This is a genomic window from Pseudomonas sp. A34-9 (assembly GCF_029543085.1).
In the GTDB taxonomy this organism is placed as follows: domain Bacteria; phylum Pseudomonadota; class Gammaproteobacteria; order Pseudomonadales; family Pseudomonadaceae; genus Aquipseudomonas.
Genome location: NZ_CP119967.1, coordinates 4,957,821 through 4,982,864 on the forward strand (window position 1 = coordinate 4,957,821; position 25,044 = coordinate 4,982,864).

The 25,044-nt window shown below is 59.2% G+C and carries 23 protein-coding genes; 6 read left to right on the plus strand and 17 right to left on the minus strand.

The features are described 5' to 3' along the window. Positions 1–126: 126 nt before the first annotated feature. Positions 127–318 (minus strand): CsbD family protein, encoded by a 192-nt coding sequence (locus P3G59_RS22150; RefSeq protein ID WP_003227408.1) that lies wholly within the window; start codon positions 316–318, stop codon positions 127–129. 197 nt (positions 319–515) lie between these two features. Between P3G59_RS22150 and P3G59_RS22155 the strand changes: the two genes are divergently transcribed. Beyond that, positions 516–893, plus strand: a complete 378-nt coding sequence (locus tag P3G59_RS22155; RefSeq protein ID WP_007969330.1) for a hypothetical protein — start codon at positions 516–518, stop codon at positions 891–893. A 253-nt stretch (positions 894–1,146) separates the two neighbouring features. Here the strand turns inward: P3G59_RS22155 and fadD1 are convergent, their stop codons facing one another. Both fadD1 and fadD2 read right to left on the minus strand, forming a co-directional pair. After that, positions 1,147–2,844, minus strand: a complete 1,698-nt coding sequence (fadD1, locus tag P3G59_RS22160) for a long-chain-fatty-acid--CoA ligase FadD1 (RefSeq protein ID WP_277758969.1) — start codon at positions 2,842–2,844, stop codon at positions 1,147–1,149. A gap of 347 nt (positions 2,845–3,191) precedes the next feature. After that, the gene (gene fadD2, locus P3G59_RS22165) at positions 3,192–4,880 is read right to left on the minus strand and encodes a long-chain-fatty-acid--CoA ligase FadD2 (protein WP_277758970.1); all 1,689 of its coding nucleotides are present in this window, start codon (positions 4,878–4,880) and stop codon (positions 3,192–3,194) included. A 200-nt stretch (positions 4,881–5,080) separates the two neighbouring features. On the opposite strand from fadD2, the gene P3G59_RS22170 reads away from it, so the two are divergent. Both P3G59_RS22170 and P3G59_RS22175 read left to right on the plus strand, forming a co-directional pair. Then, a complete protein-coding gene (locus P3G59_RS22170) occupies positions 5,081–6,025 on the plus strand; it encodes an alpha/beta hydrolase (protein ID WP_277758971.1) in 945 nt (314 codons plus the stop codon). Positions 6,026–6,067: 42 nt separating this feature from the next. Beyond that, positions 6,068–6,538: a MaoC family dehydratase gene (locus P3G59_RS22175; RefSeq protein WP_003227420.1), complete on the plus strand. Its 471-nt coding sequence runs from the start codon at positions 6,068–6,070 to the stop codon at positions 6,536–6,538. Positions 6,539–6,805: 267 nt separating this feature from the next. Here the strand turns inward: P3G59_RS22175 and P3G59_RS22180 are convergent, their stop codons facing one another. Beyond that, positions 6,806–7,273 carry a PA2169 family four-helix-bundle protein gene (locus P3G59_RS22180; protein ID WP_277758972.1) on the minus strand — a complete coding sequence of 156 codons (468 nt, stop codon included), beginning with the start codon at positions 7,271–7,273 and terminating at the stop codon, positions 6,806–6,808. A 205-nt stretch (positions 7,274–7,478) separates the two neighbouring features. Between P3G59_RS22180 and P3G59_RS22185 the strand changes: the two genes are divergently transcribed. Both P3G59_RS22185 and P3G59_RS22190 read left to right on the plus strand, forming a co-directional pair. Beyond that, on the plus strand, positions 7,479–7,715 hold the full coding sequence (locus P3G59_RS22185) for a DUF3820 family protein (protein WP_003227425.1): 237 nt from the start codon (positions 7,479–7,481) through the stop codon (positions 7,713–7,715). 30 nt (positions 7,716–7,745) lie between these two features. After that, positions 7,746–8,927 (plus strand): aminotransferase class V-fold PLP-dependent enzyme, encoded by a 1,182-nt coding sequence (locus tag P3G59_RS22190; RefSeq protein WP_277758973.1) that lies wholly within the window; start codon positions 7,746–7,748, stop codon positions 8,925–8,927. On the opposite strand, the gene P3G59_RS22195 is transcribed toward P3G59_RS22190, so the two are convergent. The 4 genes from P3G59_RS22195 to zwf form a co-directional block, all read right to left on the minus strand. Then, on the minus strand, positions 8,924–9,499 hold the full coding sequence (locus tag P3G59_RS22195) for a hypothetical protein (protein ID WP_277758974.1): 576 nt from the start codon (positions 9,497–9,499) through the stop codon (positions 8,924–8,926). The two genes, P3G59_RS22190 and P3G59_RS22195, sit on opposite strands and share 4 nt — an antisense overlap. A 281-nt stretch (positions 9,500–9,780) precedes the next feature. Further along, positions 9,781–10,446, minus strand: a complete 666-nt coding sequence (locus P3G59_RS22200) for a bifunctional 4-hydroxy-2-oxoglutarate aldolase/2-dehydro-3-deoxy-phosphogluconate aldolase (RefSeq protein WP_016773539.1) — start codon at positions 10,444–10,446, stop codon at positions 9,781–9,783. 17 nt (positions 10,447–10,463) lie between these two features. Next, a complete protein-coding gene (gene pgl / locus P3G59_RS22205) occupies positions 10,464–11,177 on the minus strand; it encodes a 6-phosphogluconolactonase (RefSeq protein ID WP_277758975.1) in 714 nt (237 codons plus the stop codon). Beyond that, positions 11,164–12,630 carry a glucose-6-phosphate dehydrogenase gene (zwf, locus tag P3G59_RS22210; protein WP_277758976.1) on the minus strand — a complete coding sequence of 489 codons (1,467 nt, stop codon included), beginning with the start codon at positions 12,628–12,630 and terminating at the stop codon, positions 11,164–11,166. Before zwf ends, pgl begins: the two co-directional genes overlap by 14 nt. 226 nt (positions 12,631–12,856) lie before the next feature. Here zwf and P3G59_RS22215 point away from each other — a divergent pair, with 226 nt between their 5' ends. Next, positions 12,857–13,717 (plus strand): MurR/RpiR family transcriptional regulator, encoded by an 861-nt coding sequence (locus P3G59_RS22215; protein WP_171057240.1) that lies wholly within the window; start codon positions 12,857–12,859, stop codon positions 13,715–13,717. 209 nt (positions 13,718–13,926) lie between these two features. Here P3G59_RS22215 and P3G59_RS22220 read toward each other — a convergent pair whose 3' ends face one another. From P3G59_RS22220 to P3G59_RS22260, 9 genes are all read right to left on the minus strand, one after another. Beyond that, positions 13,927–14,781, minus strand: coding sequence for a D-hexose-6-phosphate mutarotase (locus P3G59_RS22220; protein ID WP_034153388.1), 855 nt, complete (start codon positions 14,779–14,781; stop codon positions 13,927–13,929). Positions 14,782–15,160: 379 nt separating this feature from the next. Continuing rightward, positions 15,161–16,510 (minus strand): carbohydrate porin, encoded by a 1,350-nt coding sequence (locus P3G59_RS22225; RefSeq protein WP_034153389.1) that lies wholly within the window; start codon positions 16,508–16,510, stop codon positions 15,161–15,163. A 193-nt stretch (positions 16,511–16,703) separates the two neighbouring features. Continuing rightward, positions 16,704–17,864, minus strand: a complete 1,161-nt coding sequence (ugpC, locus tag P3G59_RS22230) for a sn-glycerol-3-phosphate ABC transporter ATP-binding protein UgpC (RefSeq protein ID WP_150750344.1) — start codon at positions 17,862–17,864, stop codon at positions 16,704–16,706. Between the two features lie 2 nt (positions 17,865–17,866). Next, on the minus strand, positions 17,867–18,712 hold the full coding sequence (locus P3G59_RS22235) for a carbohydrate ABC transporter permease (protein ID WP_277758977.1): 846 nt from the start codon (positions 18,710–18,712) through the stop codon (positions 17,867–17,869). Further along, positions 18,705–19,613 carry a sugar ABC transporter permease gene (locus P3G59_RS22240; RefSeq protein ID WP_277758978.1) on the minus strand — a complete coding sequence of 303 codons (909 nt, stop codon included), beginning with the start codon at positions 19,611–19,613 and terminating at the stop codon, positions 18,705–18,707. The genes P3G59_RS22235 and P3G59_RS22240 overlap by 8 nt, the downstream gene beginning before the upstream one ends. 143 nt (positions 19,614–19,756) lie before the next feature. Further along, positions 19,757–21,058: an ABC transporter substrate-binding protein gene (locus P3G59_RS22245; RefSeq protein WP_277758979.1), complete on the minus strand. Its 1,302-nt coding sequence runs from the start codon at positions 21,056–21,058 to the stop codon at positions 19,757–19,759. A gap of 118 nt (positions 21,059–21,176) precedes the next feature. Continuing rightward, the gene (locus P3G59_RS22250; RefSeq protein WP_277758980.1) at positions 21,177–22,436 is read right to left on the minus strand and encodes an AGE family epimerase/isomerase; all 1,260 of its coding nucleotides are present in this window, start codon (positions 22,434–22,436) and stop codon (positions 21,177–21,179) included. A gap of 297 nt (positions 22,437–22,733) precedes the next feature. Continuing rightward, positions 22,734–24,203 carry an ATP-binding protein gene (locus tag P3G59_RS22255; RefSeq protein WP_277758981.1) on the minus strand — a complete coding sequence of 490 codons (1,470 nt, stop codon included), beginning with the start codon at positions 24,201–24,203 and terminating at the stop codon, positions 22,734–22,736. Continuing rightward, positions 24,193–24,924: a response regulator transcription factor gene (locus P3G59_RS22260; protein WP_003227460.1), complete on the minus strand. Its 732-nt coding sequence runs from the start codon at positions 24,922–24,924 to the stop codon at positions 24,193–24,195. Before P3G59_RS22260 ends, P3G59_RS22255 begins: the two co-directional genes overlap by 11 nt. Positions 24,925–25,044: the final 120 nt, after the last annotated feature.

Below are 25,044 nucleotides of genomic sequence, written 5' to 3' on the forward strand. Positions count from 1 at the left end.
GCGACTCAGGGGCCGTTTTTTACATCAAGGTAGCCTGTTTGGCGAACCTTGCCGGGTCTCAGCAGAATTTCGATACAAAAACGGCCATCCTTGGATGGCCGTTCGTGTCTTTCGTTCAAGGCTGAATTACGCCTTGTCGACGCCTTTCTTGATCGCGTCTTTGGCTTTGCCGACTGCTTGCTGGGCTTCGCCTTTTTTCTCTTGAACCTTGCCTTCGGCCTGCAGCTTGGTGTTGTCGGTGGCTTTACCGACGCCTTGCTTGACGTTGCCGACCGCTTCGTTGGCCATGCCTTTTACTTTATCGCCTGTGCTACTCATGGTGTTTCTCCTTGGTGCAATTAGGGGGAAAAGTCAGTACGTAATGATTGACTGGTCGGGTTTGCGCCAAGTTTCATTTATTTTCAGCGGCTCATTTCGTCGCTGCGTGCAGGTTGGGCTTTATGTTTGCAGCCCAACCCACGAGAATGCCCACCATATGGGCGCCAAGCGCCAGGAACCGATCCCGCAGGAATGTTATGAAACTCGATAAAAAGCAGGCCATCGCCCGTCGTAACCAGGAACTGGGCGGCGCCGTGCTCGGCACCAACAACTGCCACTTCGCCGAACTGAATCGCAACCGCAACATCTGGTGGTTCGACCTGCCGGTGACGCGTCTGGCCGTTGGTCAGTACGAGTGGATTCACTTGCTGATGCACACGCCGGCCACTGACGAACTGCTGCACCTGAAAGTGCCGACGGTGTTCCTGCGTGAAAAGCTTGAAGGACTGGTGATTCGCAACGAAGGCAAGCGCAAGGCGGCGTTGAGCCTGGAATTGAGTGCGGACAAGGATTCCTATCTGCAGGACATGCGTCCGGCGGGGACCAACGTGAATTTTGCGCCGTTCCGTCAGTAATATTGGCGGCGCCCCTTGCCCTCACCCTAACCCTCTCCCAGAGGGAGAGGGAACTGACCGAGGTGTTTGGGCAAGGTACGCCGACCTGAGATTCCTGAGTTGAACTCAGGTTCTGAACTGCGTGAAGATCTGCTCCCTTTCCCCCTCTCCCATTGGGAGAGGGCTGGGGTGAGGGGCTGGTTTAACCGAACAACAGATATCTCAAACCCTGCTGCACCAACAAAAAGCCCCGCATCTGCGGGGCTTCGTGTTTTTAGGCGGCGGACTTGGCCTTGATCTTTTTCAGCTCTTCATCACGCAACTCGCGGCGCAGGATCTTGCCGACGTTGGTGGTCGGCAGCGCATCGCGGAATTCCACCGAACGCGGCACCTTGTAGCCAGTGACGTTGGCGCGCATGTGCTCCATCACCGTTTCCTTGGTCAGCGTGACGCCCGGTTTGGCGACGATAAAGATCTTGATCGCCTCCCCCGACTTCTCGTCCGGCACGCCGATGGCCGCGCACTGCAACACGCCCGGCAGAGTGGCCAACACGTCTTCCAGCTCGTTCGGATAGACGTTGAAACCGGAGACCAGAATCATGTCTTTCTTGCGATCGACAATGCGCATGTAGCCGTCCGGCTGGATCAGCGCGATGTCACCGGTCTTCAACCAGCCTTCGCTGTCGAGCATTTCGTCGGTGGCTTCCTGACGCTCCCAGTAGCCTTTCATCACTTGCGGGCCCTTGACGCACAGCTCGCCGATCTCCCCCAGCGGCTGCTCGACACCGGCATCGTCGATGACTTTGCACAGGGTCGATGGCACCGGAATACCGATGGTGCCGATCTGGATGTTCTGGATCGGGTTGACTGTGGCCACCGGGCTGGTTTCAGTCATGCCGTAACCTTCGCAGATGGCGCAACCGGTGACCGCTTTCCAGCGCTCGGCAGCGGCCAGTTGCAAGGCCATGCCGCCAGACAAGGTGACTTTCAGCGCAGAGAAATCCAGCTTGCGGAAACCTTCGTTATTGCACAGCGCCACAAACAAGGTATTCAAACCGACGAAACCGCTGAACTTCCACTTCGACAGTTCCTTGACCATTGCCGGCAGGTCGCGCGGGTTGCTGATCAGGATGTTGTGGTTGCCGATCAGCATCATCGCCATGCAATGAAAGGTGAACGCATAGATGTGGTACAGCGGCAGCGGCGTGATCAGGATCTCGCAACCTTCATTGAGGTTGGAGCCCATCAGCGCTTTGCACTGCAGCATGTTGGCGACAAGGTTGCGGTGGGTCAGCATCGCGCCTTTGGCCACACCCGTGGTGCCGCCGGTGTACTGCAGCACGGCAACGTCGCCGCTGTCCGGATTGGCTTCGGCCACCGGCTGGCCCTGGCCCTTGCTCAGCACGTCGTTGAACTTGACGGCTTTGGGCAGATGATAGGCCGGCACCATCTTTTTCACGTACTTGATGACGCTGTTGATCAGCAGGCGCTTGATCGGCGGCAGCAGGTCGGCAACTTCGGTGACGATAACGTGTTTGACGCCGGTTTTCGGCACCACGGCTTCAGCCAGATGCGCCATGTTCGCCAGGCAAACGAGGGCTTTGGCACCGGAGTCATTGAATTGGTGTTCCATTTCCCGCGCGGTGTACAGCGGGTTGGTGTTGACCACGATCAGCCCGGCGCGGATCGCACCGAAGACGGCCACCGGGTACTGCAGAACGTTGGGCAGTTGCACGGCGATTCGATCACCGGGCTGCAAATCGGTATGCTGTTGCAGATACGCAGCAAACGCACCGGACAATTCGTACAATTCACCGTAGGTGATTGTCTTGCCCAGGTTGCTGAATGCCGGTTTGTTGGCGAAGCGTTGGCAGGATTGCTTCAACACTGCCTGAATGTTCGGATACTCGTCCGGATTGATGTCGGCAGCAATTCCAGCCGGGTATTTATCCTTCCAAAAGTCTTCGATCATGGAAGCCCACTCCTCAGCAACGCGAATTCTTCACCGCATTTGATGCGATTATTATTGGTGTGTGTTTGGTATTGGTGAATCTGGCTTTTACAGAGGCCGAGAAGTCACAAAGCGCGCCGAGAGTAGCAGCTTTGCCAAGGGTCGACTAGAGCCAAAAGCGGCCCCTACAGTCATATTCATGACTCAAGACCACCTAGCAGTCATTTTAGAGCAAAAATCCTAGAGCACCTTGAAAGCCCCGGTTTTCGGGGACTCAAAGCAAAAGATCGCAGCCTTCGGCAGCTCCTACCTTGGAATGCGTTCCCTGTAGGAGCTGCCGCGGGCTGCGATCTTTTCGCTTCTGATCTTCAGGCGATATCGCGCAACTCACGCCGCAGAATTTTCCCGACAGGCGTCATCGGCAATGACTCACGCAACACGATGTGCTTCGGCACTTTGTACGCGGTGAAATTCTCCTTGCAGTAGGCCTTGAGTTCTTCGAGGCTGACCCCGGTTTCCCGCGCCACCACAAACAGCTTCACCGCCTCCCCCGAACGCTCGTCCGGCACACCGATCACCGCACAGTTGGCGACTTTCGGGTGCGCCATCACCACGTCTTCAATTTCATTCGGATACACATTGAAACCGGAGACGATGATCATGTCCTTCTTGCGGTCGACGATTCGCACAAAACCGTCCGGATCGATCACCGCAATATCGCCGGACTTGAACCAACCCTCGGCATCCAGCACTTCGGCAGTGGCTTCAGGTTTGTGCCAGTAACCCTTCATGATCTGCGGGCCCTTGATGCACAACTCGCCACGCTCGCCCATCGGCTGCTCGACACCGTCATCGTTGATGACTTTTAGCAGTGTGCCCGGCACCGGCAAACCGACCGTGCCCAGCCGCGACTGATCGCCATACGGGTTGGTGCAGGCCACCGGAGAGGTTTCGGTCAGGCCGTAGCCTTCGGTGATGCGGCAACCGGTCATCTGCTCCCAGCGCTCGGCGGTGGCTTTGACCAGCGCGGTGCCGCCAGAGTTGGTGAGCTTGAGGCTAGAGAAATCGAGGGTCTTGAAATCCGCGTGATCCATCAGCGCCACGAACAAGGTGTTCAAACCCAGCAACGCCGAGAAGCGCCAGTTCTTCAGCTCTTTGATGAAACCGGCAATGTCGCGCGGGTTGGTGATCAGCACGTTGTGGTTGCCGGAGACCATCATGCACATGCAATTCGCGGTGAACGCATAGATGTGGTAGAGCGGCAGCGGCGCGATCATCACTTCCTGACCTTCGCGCAACAGCGGCTGGCCGTCCGGGCCGAGTTGCGCCAGGCAGGCGCGCACTTGCTGCATGTTCGCCACCAGATTGCCGTGGGTCAGCATCGCGCCTTTCGCCAGCCCGGTGGTGCCTCCGGTGTATTGCAACACCGCGATGTCGTCGAGGCTGACCTTCAGCGGCTTGATCCCCAGGCCGCGACCCATGCGCAGCGCACTCTTGAAGGAGATCGCCTGTGGCAGCGAATAGGCCGGGACCATTTTCTTCACTTTGCTGACCACGGTGTTGACCAGCCAGCCTTTGGCGGTGGGCATCAGGTCGCCCATCTTCGCTTCGATGAGGTATTGAATGTCGGTGTCGGGCAGCACTTCCTGGACTTTCTGGCCGAACATGTTCAGGTACACCAGCGCCCGTGCGCCGGAATCCTTGAACTGGTGGCGCATCTCCCGCGCGGTATACAGCGGGTTGGTGTTGACCACGATCAGCCCGGCGCGCAACGCACCGAACACGGCGATCGGGTAATGCAGAACATTGGGCATCTGGACGGCAATGCGATCCCCCGGCACCAGATCGGTATGCGCTTGCAGGTAACCGGCGAACGCAGCGCTGTGGTGCTCTAGTTCGGCGTAAGTCAGGGTGATGCCCATGTTGCTGAATGCCGGGCGGTCGGCGAATTTTTTGCAGGAACGTTCGAACACCTCGATCACCGACTTGAACTCAGCCATGTCGATGTCCAGCGGTACGCCGGCCGGGCGCTTGTCGTTCCAGAAATCAGGTTGCATTGTTCTTGTCCTCTTTACCTGAGCCGATCCGGGGCCGCTTTCTGTCATTTCTGAAAAAGCGGAGCTTCACGGACACTAGCAGCTATGGCCATTGAGGCAAATATGGACAAAGCCGTCATTGATCGTGTGAATCTTCCTGCCGTGGCGTGGGCTGATCAGACGCGCTATACAATGATCCGACTCTGAGCAAAGGAATCGCCATGATCCACGACACCCTATGGCTGGACGCGAGTGACCGCAGCCGCCTGTTCGTCAGTCAATGGCTGCCGGCGGCGCCGTTGAAAGCGGTGATCCTGCTGGCCCATGGCATGGCGGAACACAGTGGCCGCTATGCGCGACTGGCCGACACGTTTTGCGACAAAGGATATGGCGTGTACGCGCCGGATTTACGCGGACATGGCAAAACCGCCAGTCACGGTAGCCTCGGCCACTTCGCCGATGACGACGGCTGGTGCAAAGTACTCGGCGATCTGGCCAGCCTCAATCAGCACATCGGCCAGCAGCACCCCGGCGCGCCGATCATCCTGCTCGGGCACAGCATGGGCAGCTACATCGCCCAGGGTTATTTGCTGCATCACAGCGCCAGTCTGCACGGGGCGATTCTCAGTGGTTCAAACTTTCAACCCGTTGCGCTATACGGCGCCGCGCGGCAGATCGCCCGCCTGGAAAAACTCCGTCAGGGCGGCAAGGGGCGCAGTGCGCTGATCGAATGGCTGTCGTTCGGCTCGTTCAACAAAAAATTCAAACCGGCGCGCACGCCATTCGACTGGCTGAGCCGCGATCCGGTGGAGGTCGACAAGTACGCAGCAGATCCGCTGTGCGGCTTTCGCTGCACCAATCAACTGTGGATCGATCTGCTCGGCGGCTTGCAGCAGATCAGCAAAGCGTCCAATCTCGCCCAGATCGACCCGGGCCTGCCGCTGCTGGTAATCGGCGGCGAATGTGATCCGGTGAGTGAAGGCAAGCGTCTGACAGATCTGGCCAATGCCTTGCGCACGGCCGGCAGCCAGCACCTGCAACTGAAGATCTACCCGCAGGCGCGGCACGAATTGTTCAACGAAACCAACCGCGACGAAGTGATCGCGGATGTGCTGGCCTGGATCGACCAGGCCTTGAGCCATCCGCGCCCTCAACGCAGCGAATAATTTTTTGTGGATTCACTGAATCCGTCACAGGAATCGAGACCGATGACCCAGGTTACCAACATCCCTTACGAAGCCCTCGAAGTCGGCCAGACCGCCAGCTACAGCAAGACTGTCGAAGAACGCGACATTCAACTGTTTGCCGCGATGTCGGGCGACCACAACCCGGTGCACCTGGACGCCGAGTTTGCTGCCGCGAGCATGTTCAAGGAGCGCATCGCTCACGGCATGTTCAGCGGCGCGCTGATCAGTGCCGCTGTTGCCTGCGAACTGCCTGGGCCGGGGACTATTTATATCGGCCAGCAGATGAGCTTTCAGAAGCCGGTAAAGATCGGTGACACGCTGACCGTGCGGCTGGAGATTCTCGAGAAGCTGCCGAAGTTTCGTGTGCGTATTGCCACTCGCGTGTTCAACCAGCGTGATGAGCTGGTGGTGGATGGCGAGGCTGAGATTCTGGCGCCGCGCAAGCAGCAGACCGTGACATTGCCGACGTTGCCGGCGATCAGCATTGGCTGATTGATTTTGTTGGGTGTCAGTGGGAGCGTTTCCCCCTCACCCCAGCCCTCTCCCCCAAGGGGTGCGAGGGGGAAAGGGAGCCGATCTTCGTGCTTTTCAAAACCTGAGTTCACCTAAGATCGCTCAAGTCGGTGCATCTCCAACATCCACCTCGGTCAGTCCCCTCTCCCTCCGGGAGAGGGTTAGGGTGCGGGGCTCTTGCTTCGGCTTTCCCCCAGACATAAAAAAACGCCAGACTAGCTGGCGTTTTTTCTACCCGACGAACGCTTACGAACGAGCGCGAGCCTGGTTACGCAGGGCTTTCACCTGGTCGTGGTTGCGCTGTACGCCGTGGTATTGGCGTTCAACCAGATCACGAATACCCACCAGATTGTGCTTGGTGATTTTCTCGAGGGCTTCTTTGTAGGCCTTCAGTGCATGGTCTTCACCGCGCTCGGCTTCGTTCAGCACAGCCTCTTCGTCTTTGCCGGTGAACATGGCTTTGACGTCGACCCAGCGGCGGTGCAGGTCACCGCTGACGCTGGTGGAAGTTTCCGGATCGCCGCCCAGCTTGCGAACTTCGGCTTGCAGTTCAGCAGCAGCGGTGGCGCAATCGGCGGAACGCGTCACAAACAGGGTTTTCAGTTCTGGATGTTTGATGTCTTCAGCGCAAGTCTTGAACCCTTCCTGACCGTCCTTGCTGGTTTCAATCAGGTCATTGAGTACAGAGATGGCTTCTTTGTTTACGTCGGTCATTTTCCAATTCCTTGCGGTTGGTTAAAGATGCAAGGAGTATTGCAGTGTGCGTGCCAGCTTTTTCCAAAGAATAAAAACGTTATTAATCAATAGGTTAAAGTTAAATGAACTATCTGTATCGCGGTAATTTGCATGATCTGTCATTTGGCCTGCATGCAGAATGCCTGTATTTTCCCAGTTGATTTGAAGACAGACGATCTCACTGATGAATCCCGAAAAACTCGAACTGCTGATCACCCGCGAAATGCCTTTCGGCAAGTACAAGGGCCGGATCATTGCCGACCTGCCGGGGCCGTACTTGAACTGGTTTGCCCGCGAAGGTTTCCCGCACGGCGAACTCGGTGGCTTGCTCGCGCTGATGCAGGAGATCGACCATAACGGCCTGTCGGACTTGCTCGAACCACTGCGCGCCAAACACGGCAAACCTGCCCCGCGCCACTGAAGTGCCCTCCTCTCTCAGAGTCAGCCGACCATGCCCGATAACACCCGCCGTGCCCGTGACGAAGCCTTTTGGCAAACGTTCGCCGACCGTTACGACGTTCAATCCGGTCCCGTCAACCTGGAAAACGGTTACTTCGGGCGCATGTCGCGCACGGTGATCGAGGAGTACCAGCGCAATATCGAGCTGATCAACACCAGTAACTCGGTGTACGTGCGCCAGCGTTTCGAACAGCACGACAATCTCGATATCCGCGCACAGCTGGCCGAGCTGATCGGCGTACGCGCCCAGAGCGTGGCGTTCACCCGCAACGCCACTGAAGGCCTGCAATCGCTGATCCGCAACTACAACCGGCTGGAGCCGGGCGATCAGGTGCTGATCAGTGACCTGGAATACGACACGGTCAAAGGCGCCATGCGCTGGCTGGCCAAACATCGCGGTGCCGAAGTGATCGAGATCGCCCACGCGCACCCGGCGAGCCACGACAGCCTGGTGGAGACTTACCGCGAAGCCTTCGTCGGTCATCCGAAGATCAAGCTGATGGCCCTGACGCACGTCACTCATCGCACCGGTCTGGTTATGCCCGTGCAAGCCATCGCCGCGCAGGCCAAAGCGCATGGCGTCGATGTCATCCTCGACGGCGCCCATGCACTCGGCCAGATCGAGTTCGACCTTGACGCCCTCGGCATCGCTTTCGCCGGGTACAACCTGCACAAATGGATCGGTGCACCGCTCACCCTCGGCTTCCTCTATATCGCGCCGCAACGCCTGGCCGACATTGATCCGGACATGGGTGAAATGCATTACCCGGTGAATGACATCCGTGCGCGCACCTCGTACAGCACGGCTAACATTCCGGCGCTGATGACCTTGCCGTTGGTGTTCGAAGAGCACCGCTCCCTCGGCGGCGCACCGGCCAAAGGCGCTCGCCTGAATTATCTGCGCAACCTGTGGGTCAGCGCGGTGCGGAACTTGCCGGGTATCGAGGTGATGACGCCCGACGACCCACGACTGTATTGCGGTATCACATCGCTGCGCTTCACCCGGCACGGCGATCAACAAGCGATGGCCGAGCGCCTGCTCAACGATTACAACCTGTTCACCGTGGTGCGTAACGGCGCCGCCAGCGGACCGAGCATCCGCATCACGCCGGGGCTGACCACCACCGCCGCCGATATGCAGTTGCTGGTGCGCGCGCTGAACGAGATGCGCTAAAACACGGTGATCAGGTATTTGTCGTAGCCCGCCACGCCGATCTGCGATGACAGTGCAAAGGTGTCGACGCCGATCGTCAGGTTGCCGAAGAAACCGTCCTCCGGGCCATCGTCCGTGATCGGGCGTAACGCCAGCCGAACGGCATCGTTATCGACGGCTGTGCAATTGCAGACACCGGGCAAATGCAGGCGCCCTGCCCAGGCCTCTTGGTACAACTGCGGCTGTTGATCGTCATTGGCGATGGCGACGCTCAGAGCGATGCACGAAAAGGCAGTTTGCCGATCCGGGTAAAGGCTGGTGAAACGAACGATGCCTTTACTGTCGGTCGACTGACTGCCGCACAGTGTGTCGGTGCCGATGTGCTGCTCGATGCGGACCACGGCGCCGCTGACCGGCTCGCCGGTCATGGCATCGACCAAGGCCAGCCGCAATAGAAGAGGCAAGCCTTCGATGCCCGCACTGATGTTGCGCACCTTGCCCTTGCTGTTGTGCCAATCGAAACTGCCAACCACGGGCAACTGCCGCGGGCGCACAGCGTTGATTGATAAAGCGACAGATTGATGGTCGTCCATGAGGCGTTCTCTCTTCCGTAAGATGAACGCAGATTAGCGCCACGCAAACGCGGCTGTGCGGTAACTATGTATCGCGTCGTAACGGTGACGATGCAGGTGCTGCCGAAGGCTGTGATCTTTTGATGTTGGCGCTCAAGAGTAAGGTCAAAAGATCGCCGCCTCTTTTTTACTCGACAGCTTCTGCATAGCGTCTACACAGCCATTTTCAGGCAAAAAAAAACGGTGCACCGACCAAGCGCACCGTAAAGCCGTAGAACACACAACGAAGTGTCTGGTAACAATCAGTCCAGCAGCGCCAAGGCCTCGGCGGTGCATTCCTGAATACGGGCCCAGTCGCCGTTCTTGATCCACTCCGGATCGAGCATCCAGCTACCGCCCACGCACATGACGTTTTTCAATGCCATGTAGCTCTTGATGTTGGCCGGGCCGACGCCGCCAGTCGGGCAGAATTTCACTTCGCCGAACGGGCCGCCGAGGGCCTTGATTGCCGCCACGCCACCGCTGACTTCAGCCGGGAACAGCTTGAAGCGGCGATAACCCAGACCGTAGCCTTCCATGATGCCGGAGGCGTTGCTGATGCCCGGCAACAGCGGAATCGGGCTGTCGACGCTGGCTTCGAGCAGGTCACGGGTGATGCCCGGGGTGACGATGAATTGCGAGCCAGCGGCTTCGGCAGCCGCGAGCATGTTGCGATCGAGTACGGTGCCGGCACCGGTCATCAGTTCCGGACGCTGCTCGCGCAGGATCTGGATCGCCTTGAGGCCGAATTGCGAACGCAGGGTCACTTCCAGCGCGGTCAGACCACCGGCGGCCAGGGCGTCGGCCAATGGCAGCACGTCCTGCTCGCGAGCGATGGTGATCACCGGCAGGATCCGCGCCTTGGCGCAGAGGCTGTCGATCAGGGCAACTTTGTCCGCCATGGAAACGGTCGGGGATGGGGTTGTCATAGCGGCTGTTCCTTGGCTCATGGGCACCAGTAAATCTCTAACGTAGGTTGCAGAAACGCGCGAACCGGCATGGCCGCGACGTCGTCGGATGCCAGTGCGGCATTCAGGGTGGTCAGTTTCGACTGACCGGAAATCGACAGAATCTTGTGCTTGGCCGACGCGAGCAGCGCACGGCTCATGGTCAGGCGCTGACGCGGCACGCTCGGTGCCAGCATCGGCCAGCAACGGCGAGTGCCATCGGTTTGCAGCGCTTCGGTGAGATTCGGGCTGTCGGGGAACAACGACGCGGTGTGGCCGTCATCGCCCATGCCCAGCACCAGTACGTCAATCGGCGGCAATTCGGCAAGCAAGCGGTCAGCCTGTTCAGCCGCTTGTTCAACGTTGGCCGCTGCGCTGTAAAGGCTGAGGAACTGCGCTTTCGCCGCCGGACCTTTGAGCAGGTATTGCTTGAGCAGGCCGGCGTTGCTGTCGGCGTGTTCAACCGGTACCCAGCGCTCGTCGGCGAGGGTCACGATGACCTTCGACCAATCCAGTTCCTGCTTGGCCAGGTGCTGGAAAAACGCTACCGGGCTACGGCCGCCGGACACCACCAGCACCGCGTTGCCGCGTGCTGCGATGGCATCACTCAGTTGCTTGGCCACATTCAGCGCCAGACCTTCGGCCAACAGCACCGGACTCTTGAACTCGTGGGCATTTACGCCCGTGGGCAGTTGCACATTAGATATCGCCATACCACGACCTCCCGTCCCGCGTGATCAATGCAATGGAGCTCATCGGCCCCCACGACCCGGCCGCATACGGCTTGGGCGCGTCACCGGATTTTTTCCATCCGGCGATCAGCTGGTCACACCATTTCCACGCGGCTTCGATTTCATCTTTACGGACAAACAGGTTCTGATTGCCGTTCATCACTTCCAGCAACAACCGCTCGTAGGCATCGGGGATTCGCGCGCTACGCCAGGTGTCGGAGAAATTCAGTTGCAGCGGGCCGCTGCGCAGTTGCATGCCTTTGTCCAGGCCCTGCTCTTTGGTCATCACACGCAAGGAAATGCCTTCGTCCGGCTGCAGGCGAATGATCAGTTTGTTGCTGATCTGCAAGCGCTGTTCAGGGGCGAAGATGTAGTGCGACGGTTCCTTGAAGTGGATGACGATCTGCGACAACTTTTGCGGCATGCGTTTGCCGGTACGCAGGTAGAACGGCACACCGGCCCAGCGCCAGTTGCGGATGTCGGCACGCAGGGCAACGAAGGTTTCGGTGTCGCTCTGGGTGTTGGAATTCGGTTCTTCGAGGTAACCCGGTACGGATTTCCCTTCGCTGTGGCCAGCGATGTACTGGCCGCGCACCACTTGCGTGGTCAGGCCTTCCGGGCTGATCGGCGCCAGCGCCTTGAGCACTTTTACCTTCTCGTCACGGATGCTGTCGGCGGACAGGTCGGCCGGCGGGTCCATGGCGATCAGGCAGAGCAACTGCAACAGGTGATTCTGGATCATGTCGCGCAGCTGGCCGGCCTTGTCGAAGTAGCCCCAACGGCCTTCGATGCCCACCTTCTCGGCCACGGTGATTTCCACGTGGGAGATGTAATTCTGGTTCCACTGGGTTTCGAACAGACTGTTGGCGAAACGCAGGGCGATCAGGTTCTGGACGGTTTCTTTGCCCAGGTAATGGTCGATGCGGTAGGTGCGGTTCTCCGGGAAGAACTGCGCCACGGCATCGTTCACCTTGCGCGACGATTCAAGGTCGGAACCGATCGGTTTTTCCAGCACCACACGGGTGTTCTCCGCCAGACCGACTTTCGCCAGGTTCTCGCAGATCGCGCCGTACACCGCTGCCGGTGTGGCGAAGTAAGCAATCATGCGTTGCGCGCTGCCGGCCAGTTCGGCCAGCGCCACATAATCTTCAGCCTTGAGGAAGTCGACGTGCAGGTAGGTCAGGCGTGCGAGAAAACGCTCGGCGACGGCTTCGTCCAGCTCTTTGCCTACATAGCGGCGCAGTTCGGCGGCGATGAACGCCATGTGCTGCTGCTGGGAACCTTCTTCACGGGCCAACGCGATGATGCGCGTGTCCTCGTGCAGCAGGTCGGCGCCATCGAGGTGATAAAGGGCAGGAAACAGCTTGCGCAGGGCCAGATCGCCAAGCGCGCCGAACAAGGCAAAGGTGCACGGTTCAACCGTAATCGAAGGCATGATGTTTGTTCTTTTATCAAGTTAAGCTACAAATACCTTTTTTCAAGGCATCACTCAAGGGAAAATGTAGTAATAACCACAACATTTTCGCAAAATACAGATTCCGAGTGGTGGTCGGTCGGAGCCATCAGTAGGATAGGCCACCGTTACGGGCCATATCAAAGGCCCAATTTGCATAGCCCGGCGCACCTTTGCGCAGGTGAATTAGGAATTCCATATGGACCGCGTGCGAAATTTACTGGAACAGATCCAGAGTCGCCTTGAAGACCTGAACAAGGCCGAACGCAAAGTCGCCGAGGTGATCCTGCTCAACCCGCAGCAGGCCACCCGCTTCAGCATCGCCGCCCTCGCCCAGGCAGCCTCGGTGAGCGAGCCGACGGTCAACCGTTTCTGCCGTTCGTTCGGTGTCAGCGGCTATCCCGAACTCAAGCTGCAACTGGCGCAGAGCCTGGCCAGCGGCGCGGCGTATGTCAGTCGCGCGGTCGAGGCCGATGACAATCCCGAGGCGTACACACAGAAGATTTTCGGCAGCGCCATCGCGTCGCTGGACAGTGCTTGCCAGGCGCTCGATCCGAACCTGATCAGCCGCGCTGTCGACCTGTTGATTCAGGCGCGGCAGATCCACTTCTTCGGCCTCGGCGCTTCGGCACCGGTGGCGCTGGATGCGCAGCACAAGTTCTTCCGCTTCAACCTCGCCGTCACCGCGCACGCCGATGTGTTGATGCAGCGAATGATTGCTTCGGTGGCGCACACCGGTGAGCTATTCGTGATTATTTCCTACACCGGCCGTACCCGTGAACTGGTGGAAGTGGCGCGCATTGCTCGCGAGAATGGCGCTTCGGTGCTGGGTCTGACGGCGGAAAATTCGCCGCTGGCCAAGGCGAGTACCTTGAGCCTGAACATTCCGCTGCCGGAAGACACCGACATTTATATGCCGATGACGTCGCGGATCATTCAGTTGACGGTGCTGGATGTGTTGGCGACCGGGATGACCTTGCGTCGCGGGGTGGATTTCCAGCCGCATCTGCGCAAGATCAAAGAGAGCTTGAATGCCAGCCGGTATCCGGTTGGGGATGAATTCAACTAAAGATCAGAAGCACCCTCACCCCAGCCCTCTCCCGGAGGGAGAGGGAGCCGACCGAGGTGTCTTGCGCGGTACATCGACCTGAAACACCGAGTCGATTATGGATTCACCGACATTCGTTCAGGTCGGTGAATCTCTCGAATATCCCCGATTCGGTCCCCTCTCCCTCCGGGAGAGGGCTAGGGTGAGGGGCTACGAGGTGAGTGACACACTCAAGCCGCCGCCCACGCCTGCAAACTCAAATGCGCCTTCTCCCCCGGCGCCAGATGCAAGCTGTCAGTCCCACCCGCCGCCGCTTCCACACAGACAAACTCGGAAATCTCATCCCACGTCACGCCCAACAACGGCCGCGCTCCCGGATGCCACACCACCGTGTCCGCGCTGTCACCGGTATCGATGCACAACTCGCGCTGCCAGGCGTGATCCTTGAGCTGCAATTCGCCGTCATGCTGGAATACCCGCTGACAGCCGCCATCGACCCGCAACTCGCCTTCCTGCTGGCAAACCTGCCGATTCAACTGGTCATAACCCTGCGCACCTTCGAGCCCAGACAGCGCTATCTCGCCGACATCGCCAATACGCCAGTAAGCATGCAAAGCCTGGCTCAACTGGCAAGGCATGTCGTCCTGATGCTCGGTGCTCAGGCGTAACTCCATGCGTTCGCCCAGATGTGCATGCAGATCAACCTGCCAGTCGCACAGCTGCAATTGCCAGTGCAGGCGCACGCCGTCGTCAGCGGTGCTGCTGTCGAGCAACTTCCAGTCGAGCAGCCGCGCCCAACCATGGGACGGCCAGGCGTTTTCGCTCGGATGACGGCCATACCACGGCCAGCACACCGGCACGCCACCGCGAATGGCACCCACGTGCGGCCACTTCGCCGCACACCACAACCACGGCTTTTGCCCACGCGGCTGAAAATGCAGCAACTGCGCGCCCTGACGACTGAACACCGCCTGACACAGCGGGTGATCGATCACCAACACGTCGCGCATCTGATAGCGCTCCCAGGCGAACACCGGTTGTTCACGCAGGGATTTGAAGAAGCGTTGTAGCGGATGCTCATGCATTTGCCACGATCCTGAACTCGACTTTCACAGGGCGGCGCTTGCCCCAAAAAAAAGCGGACAGCCTAGGGGGCGTTCTCAATTGTTTTTCCCACCGCGCCGGGTCTGCTGTTGTGCAGGGCAAGGCGCGAGAAGCGTAGTTTGGTCATTCCAAATAAGCTTCGAGCAACGCAGCCCTGCACAACAGCAGGCCCGGCCCTTCGGGTTGTGCCTTAAAGCGAGCCAGGCTGCGTTGCAGGCCTTGGAAAGGGAAAACCATTCCCATCGGCCTGCGCCTTGCCTGGCTCGCTTTAAGGCGACAACGCGGCGGGTAAAACAATTGAGAACGCCCCCTCGCTGTCCGCAAATATGCGCACATAGAGAGGAGCTTATCGCAGACGCGTTAGAACGTAGACTGAATTTTCAGGCCTGCGACCAAAGCGTTGTCCACTTCATCCACACCGCCCGGATGAGTGATGTATTGCAGGTTAGGACGTACGGTCAGCCAGTTGGTGACATGGAAGCCGTAGTTGATCTCGTAGTTGTATTCGGTTTCACGAATCGGCGAGAACACCGGGTTGTCGTAGTCCGAGACACCGTTGGAAGCATTCAGCAGTTCGGCGTTTTTCTTCACGTCATCGTTAACGTGGATACGTGCCGCGCCAATGCCGACGTCATCCTTCGGACGCGCGTCGAACGGGCCTTTGTAGACAAACATTACCGACTGGTAGTTGTCGATGAAGTTGGTGTCTTTGTCGTGGAACGTGGCGTTAGCCGCGATGTTCAGACCGCGCGATGCATCACCGTTGTGGCTGGTAAGTTGCTGTTGCGCGACGAACCAGTAGCCGTGTTTGCTGCTGTGAGTTTTGTAGGCGTCGCCAGTGGTAGCAGCATCGAAGCCGTTGACGTCTTCACGGACGTCGCTGGCATCAGCGGTGCTCTTGTAGTAACCGACACGGTATTCGCCCGGCAGGCTATTGACCTTCGGCGACCAGACCAACTCGACCGGCAACACAGTACCGGCGGTGCCGCTGCCGCTGAGTTTGAAGCCGTTGCCATGTTCCAGCTGCGACGGGTTCTGGTTGTACGCACCGATCTGCGCGTAAAGCTCGTCGTTGATGTTGTATTTGACGCGGATCGCGGCCTGGCTAACCGGCCAGTTGTACCAGATGTTGGTTGCCCAGTTACCCACTTGCGAGCCGCAGAACGCCAGGTTCTGGAAGTCGCACGGGAAGGTGTTGAAGTCTTCGCCTTCACCGAAGTAACCGGCCTTGACGTCAAGTTTGTTGTCGAAGAACTGGTGCTGAATCCACAACTGGGTCAGACGCACCATGTGGCCACGGCCATACACTTCTTGCGAGGAGCTCAAGGTGCCGGCACGCGGATCGCCAACGCGGTCGTTGGAGATGTTGTAGCCGTTACGGTTGGTCAGCTGGATCTTCGCCTGGGTGTTATCCCAGCCCCACAGCTTTTGCAGATCGAGTGCCACGCCCAGACCGAACTGGTCAGCGTAACGCGCGGTCTTGTCGTCGTTATAGCCACCGTGCAGGTTGCCACCGACTTCCCCAACGTAGTCAGCCTTGATGTCGATACCCTGCTCGATCAGCTTGGTACGCTCGCCACCCCAGTCGCCGGTCATCCATTTCGAATCGGAACTGAAGGCATCCGCCGCCATGGCGTTACCGGCCAGCACCAAGGCCGCCGCAGCCGACACTTGGCAGATCAACCGGGCATTGACGTGTTTCTTTTTCATCCCTACATCCTCGTCTTTATTGTTATTAACTGTTTTTATCTAACGCGGTTTACATAAAGTGCGATGGATTACAGGCAATCCACCGCGTGCTCCTTTGTGAGAGTGAGCCTGCTCGCGATGGCGGTTTTACATTCAACATCTCTGTCGACTGATACACCGTCATCGCGAGCAGGCTCGCTCCCACATTTATTTCTCAGCGGCCTTTGAACTGCGCCACGTTCGCAGACCGCGCATCGGTCTGTGGTTGCCCGGCAGTGCCGAGGCGCTCGCCAGTCTTGGCATCGAACAACAACACTTTCGACGGATCGAATTGCAGCGTCAGGTTCTCGCCCACCTGCGGCGCCACGTCCGGCGCCAGACGGCAGCAGACTTTGGTGTCATTCAGGTTGACGAACACCAGGGTGTCCGGGCCGGTCGGTTCGGTAACCTGCACTTCGGCACGAATGCTCGGCAGGCCATTGCCCTCGCCGTTCGCCAGCACAATTTGCTCAGGGCGCAGGCCGAGGATCACTTCGCGATCTTCGAGGCCGGCGTCCTGCATGCTCATCGGCAGCTCACAACGCGCCTGGCCGCTGTCGAGCAGTGCCAGCAGACGACCGTCCTTGCGTTGCAGGCGCAGCGGAATGAAGTTCATCGGTGGCGAACCGATGAAGCTCGCCACGAACAGGTTGGCCGGGTCGTTGTAGATCTCTTTCGGCGTGCCGAACTGCTGGATGATGCCGTCCTTCATCACCGCCACCTTGTCGCCCAGGGTCATCGCTTCGATCTGGTCGTGGGTCACGTAGACCGTGGTGGTTTTCAGGCGCTGGTGCATCAGTTTCATTTCGGTGCGCATCTCGACGCGCAGCTTGGCGTCGAGGTTGGACAGCGGTTCGTCGAACAGATAAATCTTCGGTCGACGCGCCAGCGCACGGCCCATCGCCACACGCTGTTGTTGACCACCGGAAAGCTGACCCGGCTTGCGATTCAGCAGGTGTTCGATTTGCAGCAGTTTGGCCACGCGCGCGACTTCTTCGTCGATCGCCGACTGCGGCATCTTGCGAATCTTCAGGCCGAACTCGATGTTCTCGCGCACGCTCATGGTCGGGTACAGCGCGTAGGACTGGAACACCATGGCGATGTCGCGATCCTTCGGGCTCATACCGCTGACGTCCTGGTCACCGATCATGATCGCGCCGCCGGTGATGGTTTCCAGACCGGCGATGCAGTTCATCAACGTCGATTTGCCGCAGCCCGACGGGCCGACGAGGATCAGAAACTCACCGTCCTTGATCGACAGTTCAATGTTCTTCAGGGTGTCCGGCAGGCCGGCACCGTAGGTCTTGTTTACGTTGCGAAGTTCGAGCGTTGCCATGATTACCCCTTGACTGCGCCGGCCGTCAGCCCGCGCACGAAATACTTGCCTGCGACCACATAGACCAGCAGGGTCGGCAGGCCGGCGATCATCGCCGCTGCCATATCAACGTTGTATTCCTTGGCGCCGGTGCTGGTGTTGACCAGGTTGTTCAGCGCTACCGTAATCGGCTGCGAATCTCCGCTGGAGAACACCACGCCGAACAGGAAGTCGTTCCAGATCTGGGTGAACTGCCAGATCAGGCAGACCATGATGATCGGCGTCGACATCGGCAGAATGATCCGGCGGAAAATCGTGAAGAAACCCGCACCATCCAGGCGTGCGGCTTTCACTAGCGCATCGGGAATGCTCACGTAGTAGTTACGGAAGAACAGCGTGGTGAACGCCAGACCGTAAACCACGTGGATAAACACCAGACCGGTGGTGGTGCTCGCCAGGCCCATTTTGCCGAGGGTGAACGAGGCCGGCAGCAGCACGGTCTGGAACGGCAGAAAGCAGCCGAACAACAGCAGACCGAAGAACAACTGCGAACCGCGGAAGCGCCAGAACGACAGCACATAACCATTCAACGCGCCGATGGCGGTGGAGATGACCACAGCTGGAACGGTGATCTTGATCGAGTTCCAGAAGTAACCGTCGACCGTGGCCCAGGCCTTGACCCAACCGATGCCGCTGACCACGGTCGGCCAGCTCAACAGGTTGCCGGTGCTGATGTCTTCCGGGGTCTTGAAGCTGGTCAGCAACATGACCACCAGCGGTACCAGATAAAGCAGTACGGCGAGGATCAGCACCGCGTAGATCGCGATGCGACTCAGGCTGATAGCAGGTTTGGCAGCGAGACTAGTCATTGCGCTTGGTCCTCAGCTCGGAATACAGGTAAGGCACGATGATCGCGAGGATCGCACCGAGCATCAGAATCGCACTGGCCGAGCCCATGCCCATCTGGCCGCGACTGAAGGTGAAGGAATACATGAACATCGCCGGCAGGTCGGAGGAATAACCCGGGCCACCGGCGGTCATCGCCGCGACCAGGTCGAAGCTCTTGATCGCGATGTGCGCCAGAATCATCACCGCACTGAAGAACACCGGACGCAGGCTTGGCAGCACCACTTTCCAGTAGATCATCGGCATACTCGCACCATCGATCTGCGCAGCACGGATGATCGATTGATCGACGCCACGCAGGCCGGCGAGGAACATCGCCATGATGAAGCCCGAGGCTTGCCAGACAGCGGCGATCACCAGGCAGTAGACCACGCGATCAGGGTCGATCAGCCAGTCGAGACGGAAGCCTTCCCAGCCCCAGTCACGCAACAATTTGTCCAGGCCCATGCCCGGGTTGAGCAGCCATTTCCACGCGGTACCGGTGACGATCATCGAGAGCGCCATCGGGTACAGGTAAATGGTGCGGATAAAGCCTTCGCGACGGATGCGCTGGTCGAGGAACACCGCCAGCAGCACGCCGATCACCAGCGTGATACCGATGAACATGCCACCGAACACCGCGAGGTTTTTGCTCGCAACCCACCAGCGGTCGTTGTCGAACAACCGTGCGTATTGCGCCAGACCCGCCCACTTGTAAGTCGGCAGGAAGGTCGAGGTGGTGAACGACAGCACGAACGTCCACAGGATGTAGCCATAGAAGCCCACCAGCACGATGAACATGCTCGGCGCCAGCACCAGTTTGGGTAGCCAGCGCTGCAATGCATCGAACGGCGAGGCCTTGCTGAACACAGCAACAGAACTCATGGGGAAATCCAGTACAGGGAATTAGGGTTGCAAACGGGTTCCCTGTGGGAGCCAGCCTGCTGGCGATTGCGGTGTGTCAGCCGACGGATGTAGCAACTGACACAACGCCTTCGCGAGCAGGCTCGCTCCTACAGGTCCAAGGATTACTTGGACGACTTGACGGCCGCACCCAGTTTCTTGGCCGTGTCGGCAGGGTCGGCTTTCGGGTCGTTGATGTAGTTGGTCACGACATCAAAGAACGCGCCTTGCACCGCCAGCGTGGTCGCCATGTTGTGCGCCATGCTCGGCTGCAGGCCGCCGGACTTGGCGTCCGCCAGGAAATCCTTGGCAGCCGTTTGTGCGCAGGAGTCGAAACCGAGCTTGTCCATGTTGTTCAACATGTCGTTGCGAACCGGGATCGAGCCTTTGTTGATGCTGAAGACTTTCTGGAAGTTTTCACCCAGCACGACTTTGGCGATGTCCTGCTGACCGGCCGCAGTGCCTGCGTCCTTCTGCTTGAACACGGCCAGCGAGTCGATGTTGTAGGTGAACGCCTTGTCGGTGCCCGGGAAGGCGACGCACTCGTAATCCTTGCCGGCGACTTTCTTGGCGGCAGTCCATTCGGACTTGGCCCAGTCACCCATGATCTGCATGCCGGCCTTGCCGTTGATGACCTTGGCCGCTTCCAGATTCCAGTCCTGGCCTTTGCCGTCGGCGTCCATGTAGGTCGCGACTTTCTTCAGCTCGGTCAGCGCCTTGACCATTTCCGGACCGGTCAGCGCGCCGTTGTCCAGGTCAACCAGGGCTTTCTTGTAACCATCGACACCCATGACCGAAAGCACCACGGCTTCGAACACGGTGCTGTCCTGCCAAGGCTGACCGCCGTGAGCCAGCGGGATGAAGCCCGCAGCCTTGAGCTTGTCGCCAGCGGCATAGAATTCTTCGAGGGTGGTCGGGTTCTTGGTGATACCGGCTTTCTTGAACACTTCCGGGTTGATCCACAGCCAGTTCACGCGGTGAATGTTCACCGGTACCGCCACGTAATCACCGTCGTACTTCACGGTATCGGAGACTTTCTTGTCGAGCAGGCTGTCCCACTTTTCCGACTTGGCGACGTCTTTCAAAACGTCGGTGTCGAGCAGGCCGGTCGACGCCCATTCCTGGATGTCCGGGCCTTTGATCTGAGCGACGCCAGGCGGGTTGCCGGCGACTGCGCGGCTTTTCAGCACGGTCATGGCAGTCGCACCGCCACCACCGGCGACAGCGCCGTCTTTCCAGGTGAAACCGTCTTTTTCGACTTGGGCCTTGAGCACATCAACAGCAGCTTTTTCGCCACCGGACGTCCACCAGTGCACGACTTCGACCGAACCTTTGGATTCGGCAGCGGAAACACTGAGAGGCAGAATTGCGAGCGGGAACAGGGAGGCGACAGAAATGACAGTAGCGAGGCGAGAAATCGCATTCATCTGAGATGTACCTTTCTTGTTGTTATGCATGCAAGTCTGGTGCTTGCGCTGCACAGGAGTTTAAACAGGACGTTTCCCTTCGCAGGTAACGAAGGGACGCGCGAATGTCACCACATGGTTACACAGGAACGCTCTGGGACAAGTGCGCCAAGGCAGTCGCCATACTGGGTGACAAGGGTAGACGAGGAATCAACACCGCTTGCCAGGCGTGATACAGGTCGGGCTTACCCGCCCAGATATCGGCGCTTGGAACGTTTTGCGGATTGAGTTCGTGGTGCCAGCTGCCGTCGCAACGGTCGATGAAATTCATCTCGCAGAATTCCCAGAACAGCCGGTACCAGGTTTCGTATTGCGCATCGCCGGTGCGTTTGAGCAAGGCACTGGCAGCAGCGCTGGCTTCGGCGTGCGTCCAGTGCAGGCGATGGCGGACGATGGCCTTGTTGCTCCAGTCGAGGGTGTAGACGATGCCCGGCAGACCATCGACGTCCCAGCCGTTGCGGCAGTTGTTTTCGAACAGTTTCTGCGCGTCGGTCGCCAGCCAGCCGGGGGTCAGCATGCCCGCCTGCACCCGCGCCGCTTCGAGGTGTAACAGCAACCGCGCCCACTCGAAACCGTGGCCCGGCGTGGTGCCGAACGGGCGAAAACCGTCAGCAGGTTTGTCCTGGTTGTATTCGCGCAGCGGTTGCCAGTCGCGGTCGAAGTGCTCGATGACCATGTAACCGTTGGCGGCGGCGTGACCATGGATGAGGCGCTCGACGATGCGTTGCGCGCGCACCAGCCAGCGCGGATCCTCAGTGACATCAGCCAGTGCGAGGAATGCTTCAGTGGCGTGCATGTTGCTGTTGGCGCCGCGATAGGCTTCTTCTTCGCTCCAGTCGCGGTTGAAGAATTCGCGCATGGCGCCCTCTTCTTCGCTCCAGAAATAGGTGTCGATGATGTCGATGGCGTCGTCCAGCAACGCTTGGGCGCCGGGGCGCTGTGCAACCACGGCAGAGCTGGCGGCCAGTGCGACAAAGGCATGCAGATAGGCGTTCTTGCCGGTGTTGCCGTCGCGGTGTTCGGCGACGGCGAACCAGCCGCCGTGCAGTGCATCACGCAACGGCCCGCGCAGGGCGGCGATGCCGTGATCGACCAGTTCGGCAAAACCCGGCAGGCCCTGAATGTGGGCCATGGCGAAGCTGTGAGTCATGCGCGCGGTGTTCATGGTTTCGGCTTGTGCGTTCGCCCGCAGACGGCCGCGTTCGTCGAGGTTACCGAACCCTTCGGGCAGCTTTGATGCCTTGGCGAAATCCAGCAGACGCAGGCCTTCGGCGGCGAGCCAGTGCTGGTGGGCAGGGGCGTTCAGCCAACTGCTGAAGCCTGGGTGAAAGGTGTCCATGGAGTGGCCCTTTTTTGTTGTTATGACTGCGGGCAGTCTAAACAACGGGCCGGGGCGGGCTTGTAACGAAGGGGGCGGGGTTTGTCACCAGTTCGTGACAAAGAGCAGCCCTCACCCCAGCCCTCTCCCGGAGGGAGAGGGGGCCGACCGAGGTGTAATAAGCCTTCCGCCGACCTGAAATACCGAGTCGATTATGGATTCGGCGCAACACTTTCAGGTCGGCGTATTTATCCAGCATCTCCCAATCGGTTCCCTCTCCCTCCGGGAGAGGGCTAGGGTGAGGGGCTCTTCTGATCGTCAATCCGCCGAACGCGGCAGCTGCAAGGTGACCCGCAACCCACCCTCACGCAAATTCTGCAACGTCACTTCCCCACCATGACTGTGGGCAATATTGCGCGCGATGCCCAAACCAAGCCCATATCCCTGCTGCTGCCCGGCCAGCCGAAAGTGCGGCTCGAACACCTGCTCCAGGCGCTGCTCCGGCACACCCGGCCCTTCATCATCAACGTGCAGGACAAACGCGCTGTCATCGTCATCGATGTGCAGATGCGCGTTCTGTCCGTACTTCAAGGCATTGTCGATCAGGTTGCCAATGCAACGCTTCAACGCCAGAGGCTTGCCCGGATAGGCTGCCAGCGCACGCCCGTGCTGAGTCACGCGGCCATTGCCGTTCGGCGCCAGATACGGCTCGACCAGACAATCGAGCACATGGTTGAGATCCACCGGCTCGATGTTCTCGTGGATGTCAGTGTCCTTCACGCATTGCAGCGCACCTTTGACCAGCAACTCCAGCTCATCCAGATCGCGGCCGAACTTGGCTTGCAGTGTTTCGTCTTCCAGCAATTCGACGCGCAAACGCAAACGGGTGATCGGTGTGCGCAGGTCATGGGAGATCGCGCTGAACAACTGGCTGCGCTCGGTCAGGTAGCGGCTGATGCGCTCGCGCATGGTGTTGAAAGCACGGCCCACTTCCACCACTTCGCTGCCACCCCCCTCGGCCACCGGCTCGACGTCGGCGCCCAGCGACAGATCCCGCGCTGAGCGCGCCAGACGTTTGAGCGGCCGGCTTTGCCAGTGCACCAGCAGGCCGATGAACAGCAATAGAAAAGCACTGGTGAGAACGATGAACCACACCTGCTGCGAGGGCAGGCCTTGTTCTTCAAGACTGGTGTACGGCTCGGGCAACAGCGAGGCGATGTACAGCCATTCGCCCGGCGCCATTTGAATCTGCGTGACCAACACGGGTGGATTCACCGGCTCCAGGGTCAGCGCGTAATGCGCCCACGAGCGGGGCAGCTCATCGAGCTTCAGCCCGGCGTTGAAAATCCGCAGATCTTCGGGGCTGACAAAGGTCACCGAAATATCCGTGTCATTGCCCAAGGTCTGACGCAGCACTTCGTCGACCGCTTTCATCACCGCCGCCTTACGCGGCGTGACCGGCAGCACGTCCATGCCCAGCGGCTTGTCGTTGAGCGTCACAACGAAACGGGTGCCGCCCATGCTGCGCAACTGGTCGAGCACCAATGGTCGATAAGCCACCGGCAATGAGCGGAAATAGCTGACGCTGGCGGTCATTGAATGGGCGAGGCTGCGGGCACTGGTGACCAGGCCTTCGAGCTGCGTGGCGCGTAATTGCGAGACCCAGATCACGCTGGATAACGTCTGCGCGAACAGCACCGCGAGCAAGGTCAGCAGCAACATCCGCCCGAGCAGCGAACGCGGCACAGGCACCTTGGCAGCGAATCTGCGCAGGGACTCAATGACCATTGCCGGCAACCACATTGGCTGCCAGTTGGTAGCCGCTACCGCGCACGGTACGGATCAGCCTTGGCGGTTTTTCCGTGTCGCGCAGACGCTGGCGCAAACGGCTGACGGCCATGTCGACAATACGATCGAGCGGCATCAGGTCGCGGCCACGGGTGGCGTTGCCGATGGTGTCGCGGTCGAGGATTTCCTGCGGATGATCGAGGAACAGCTTCAGCAGGGCGAAGTCGGCACCGGAGAGAATCACTTCTTCGCCGTCAGTGTGAAACAGCCGGTGGCTGACCATGTCGAGCCGCCATTCATCGAAGGCCAGCACGTCACTGCCACTGCGCTCCTGGCCGAATTGCGCACGCCGCAGCAGGGCTTTGATCCGTGCTTGCAGTTCGCGTGGGCTGAAGGGTTTGCCGAGGTAATCGTCGGCGCCGAGTTCCAGACCGATCACGCGGTCGGCTTCGTCGGAACTGGCGGTGAGCATGATGATTGGCACCTGCGCCTGACGCGGATGCTGACGTACCCACCGACACAGGCTGAAGCCGTCTTCGTCGGGCAACATGACATCGAGGATCACCAGATCGCTCGGCGCCTCGTTGAGGGCCTGGCGGAAACTGGCACCATCGGCGGTGGCCCGCACCTGAAACCCGGCGCGGGTCAGGTAGGTTTCCAGCAACTCGCGTATTTCCTGGTCGTCATCGACCAACAATATCGACTTGTTGACTGAGCTCACTTCGAAGGCATCCTTGTTGTTGGAATTGGGGCGGATTATGCCTTAAGCATCGAACTTACAAACACCACAGAACCACTGTGGGAGCGAGCCTGCTCGCGAATCGGTTTAAACATTCAACAG